A 3,684-nucleotide genomic window follows, 5' to 3' on the forward strand; every position below is an offset into this window, starting at 1 on the left:
AATGGGGCATGGGGAAAGGGAAAGGGGTAAAGGGGAAAGATTAAATTGATTCCTTTTCCCTTTTCCCTTTAACCTTTTCCCCTTCCCCCCCTACCTCCCCTGCTCCTTCTACTCTCTACTTCCAAACTAGGAGAGAACACAGTGAATGCAGTAGCAGCTAGTCCACGGTGGCGCGATTTAGTCAGCCCGCATACTGGAATTATTCGAGCTTTAGATAGGTTCGGTAAGCCTTATACAGAGTTTGAGTTGCCGGTTTTGTGGCAAGCTGAATTAGCAAATTTTCAGCTTCGCAAACAGCAAGATGATTTACGCTACGGTGTAGGCAGGGGGATGACTGATGAACAAGCAATTTTCGGCGCTGTTGGGGAAGCTATAGAACGGTACTGTGGTAGCATATTTGACGATCGCCAGATTGTTGTTAGTAGCTACAAAGAATTAGATAATGGTGCCATCGTCCCTCCTCTAGCTTTTTTCTCGTTTTCTGATAAACAATACTCTGACCCCACTTTTCCCTTTGCAGCTTTCAATGGCGCAATGCAGACTTCGTGGATTGCTGCCCTTTCTCTGCTAACTAATCAACAGGTTTTAGTTCCAGCCTCTCTGGTTTATTTTCATTGGTATAGCGATTTTCCAGGGGATTATATTTTACCCGTAAGTTCTAACGGTATGGCTAGCGGGCCTACTCTTGAATTTGCTGCCTACAGTGGCTTGTGCGAATTAATAGAGCGCGATGCTTTTATGATTACATGGTTAAATCGGTTACCTGCTCCACGGATTTATTTCGACCATCGACCGGGAATTGAGACGGAAATTGCCCGCCACTATGGGAGATTTGGAATTGAGTTAGTTACCTTCGATTTGACTACTGATATTAAAGTCCCAGTTGTGATGGCCATGTTAATCGATAGTTCCGGCAAAACTCCCGCCGTCGCCACCGGTTTAGGATGCCATCTTGACGGGCCAACGGCGCTTCGTAAAGCGATTTTTGAAGTTTGCCAATGCCGCTTTGGTGACATAGAACGTATGAGGGGCGGCGCTGGGGCTAATCTTAAGCAATATAGTGATATTAAATCTTTGGACGATCACAGTGCTTTTTTCTATAGTACCGCTCGGCTGGGTGAGTTGGACTTCTTATTTCACCACGACCAACAGCTAAAAGTTGAAAATTTACCAACTTACCCATCTCAACCAGAGATAGAGAAATTGCGATCGCTCATTGTCAACTTACATTCAGCTGGCGTTGAACCTTATTTAGTTGAGATTACAACCCCTGATATCAGGACTCTTGGTTTTCGAGTAGTCCGGACATTGGCCAGTGGACTAGTCCCCATATACTTCAGCTACGGACAAGAACCACTGGGTACTAAACGTTTGTTCGAGGTTCCAGAAAAACTGGGTTACACCGGACAACGTACTGAAGACACTCTAAATCCCTGTCCGCATCCTATGGCTTAAGTTGACGGTTCACGGTCAACAGTCAACACTCAACACTCAACTACCATTCCATTGTTTATTTTTTGGAGTTCCCTGAAAGCAATGTATACAGATAAAGAACCTTTGGAGCTAGCTCTTCTTTATCATTTGAACTCTCCAGTACCGAAGAGTTATGTCAAGCGTGTTTCTGCTACTCAACTGCGGTATATGCCGGAGGCTCCTTTTCTTGAACTTCCACAAGCACCGCGCAATAATCAGCTAATTGAGCTTTTGGAACAACGTTCTTCTGTGCGATCGTTTGATAACAAGGTAATGCCACTCGTCTTATTGGCTCAACTGCTTGATGCTGGATGCGGGATCAACGGTGTGCGCCAAGTAGAGGGTCAATTCTTTGAAGGTCGCAACTCTCCCTCTGCGGGTGGACTTTACCCGATGGAAATTTTTGTATCTACACAAGCAGTAGAAGATTTGGCTGCTGGACTATATCACTATGAGCCACGCGGTCACGGTTTACATCGAGTTAGCGATGCAGTACCAACAGATTTTGTAGAAGCCTTATTACACCAGCATTACGTTGTGAATGCCAATGCTTTATTTGTGTTCACATCTGTTTTTATGCGATCGATGTGTAAATACGGTGCCCGCGGCTACCGCTTTGCTTTATTGGAAGCTGGTCATCAAGCTGAAAATATATGTTTAATGGCTGTGCAATTAGGTCTTGGCAGTCTTTGTATCGGCGGATTCCATGATATGAGTCTGAACACCATTTTGGGCATTGACGGCAAGCATCATGCTGCACTTTACTGTGTTGCAGTTGGTAGTTATAGCAAGGAACTGGGGACTGGTGACTAGTAGTTTGCCAAGGCAACTTGGCGGGGTAAAGGGCAAAGGGAAAAGGGGAAAGGTTTTAAATCCCTTACCCTTTAATCGCAAAAAGGACTAAAGTCCTTACTACGAACTGAATTTTATGATTTTTACATTACTTAACATAGTTTGGTTTTTTCAAGTCGTTCTAGTTCAACAGGTGAAAAAGCTATTTGGGTGAAGCCATTTTTTCGCTGGCAATGATGTGTAAATCGATGTTTTTCAGCAAGCGCACCAATTTTTGGGTTAAAGAGCCTTTGAGGAGTATTTGCCAGCGCGATCGCTGACTTTCTCCAATTACAATTTGCGTAATTCGATATTTCTCTGCGGTTTCGGCGATGGCATTAGCTACGTTATTACTAGTGACTCGAATAAAACTGCCTTCAAATTCTTTACACAATTTTTCACAATTATGGATGTGTAAACTTTCCTCTTTGGTAAGAAAGCGTTCTGGGTCGGCAACAAATAAAGTATACAATGGTGCATTCATGTAGTTAGCTAGTCTTGCACCACGACGTAATAGTTGCAAAGAATTTGGATAAGTAGATACACATACTAATACCCGTTCGTGAATGTTACAAAATTGTCCATTAGGCGTAGTGGCAATGGCATCTTCTTCTACGTTGTCTGCCACTTCTCGCAAAGCTAACTCGCGCAAAGCAATTAAGTTGCGACGTTGAAAAAAGTTATCGAGGGATTGTTGGATTTTTTCCGGTGCGTAAATCTTGCCTTCTAATAATCGTTCTTGTAGCGTTTCCGGCGTCACATCCACTACCACCACTTCATCTGCTTCATCCAGAATCCTGTCGGGAACCCGTTCGCGCACCACTACTCCGGTAATTCTGGCTACCAAGTCGTTGAGGCTTTCCAGATGTTGGACATTCATTGTCGAGTAAACATCGATACCCGCTGCCAAGACTATTTCTACATCTTCGTAGCGTTTTTCTCGTGGACAACCAGGGACATTGGTATGGGCAAGTTCATCGATTAAGACTAATTGGGGCGATCGCTTTAAAATAGCATCTGTATCCATATCCGTTAAGGTCAACCCACCGCGAGGATATTGCTTGCGGGGCACTATTTCTAATCCGTCTGCCTTTTCTGCTGTCTCCTTACGTCCGTGGGTTTCCAAAAGTCCCACAACAACATCAATACCTTCTTGTTTGAGCGCATGTCCCTCTTCCAGCATCCGGTAGGTTTTCCCTACCCCAGGAGCCATACCAATAAAGATTTTATGCTTCCCCCGCCGTGGCGGATAAAGCGAGTAACTTACAGAATTGAAAGGTAGATTTTCAGGGAACTCAGTGTTATCTGACATCTGACTTTTAGGAGATGAGGGAGATGGGGAGATGGGGAGATGAGGGAGATGGGGGAGTGTGGGGAGTG

Annotated in this window: 3 protein-coding genes; 2 read left to right on the forward strand and 1 reads right to left on the reverse strand. The window is 44.5% G+C overall.

What is annotated here, in order from left to right:
• Window positions 1-141 precede the first annotated feature (141 nt).
• Both GNE10_RS32890 and GNE10_RS32895 read left to right on the forward strand, forming a co-directional pair.
• Entirely contained in the window at window positions 142-1,455 is a 1,314-nt protein-coding gene (locus GNE10_RS32890) for a YcaO-like family protein (protein WP_185570228.1), read from the forward strand.
• Between the two features lie 81 nt (window positions 1,456-1,536).
• On the forward strand, window positions 1,537-2,286 hold the full coding sequence (locus GNE10_RS32895; RefSeq protein WP_185570229.1) for a SagB/ThcOx family dehydrogenase: 750 nt from the start codon (window positions 1,537-1,539) through the stop codon (window positions 2,284-2,286).
• A gap of 181 nt (window positions 2,287-2,467) precedes the next feature.
• Here GNE10_RS32895 and GNE10_RS32900 read toward each other — a convergent pair whose 3' ends face one another.
• Window positions 2,468-3,616: a universal stress protein gene (locus GNE10_RS32900; RefSeq protein WP_185570235.1), complete on the reverse strand. Its 1,149-nt coding sequence runs from the start codon at window positions 3,614-3,616 to the stop codon at window positions 2,468-2,470.
• Window positions 3,617-3,684 lie beyond the last annotated feature (68 nt).

The organism is Nostoc sp. 2RC (assembly GCF_014222165.1).
Lineage (GTDB): Bacteria > Cyanobacteriota > Cyanobacteriia > Cyanobacteriales > Nostocaceae > Nostoc > Nostoc linckia.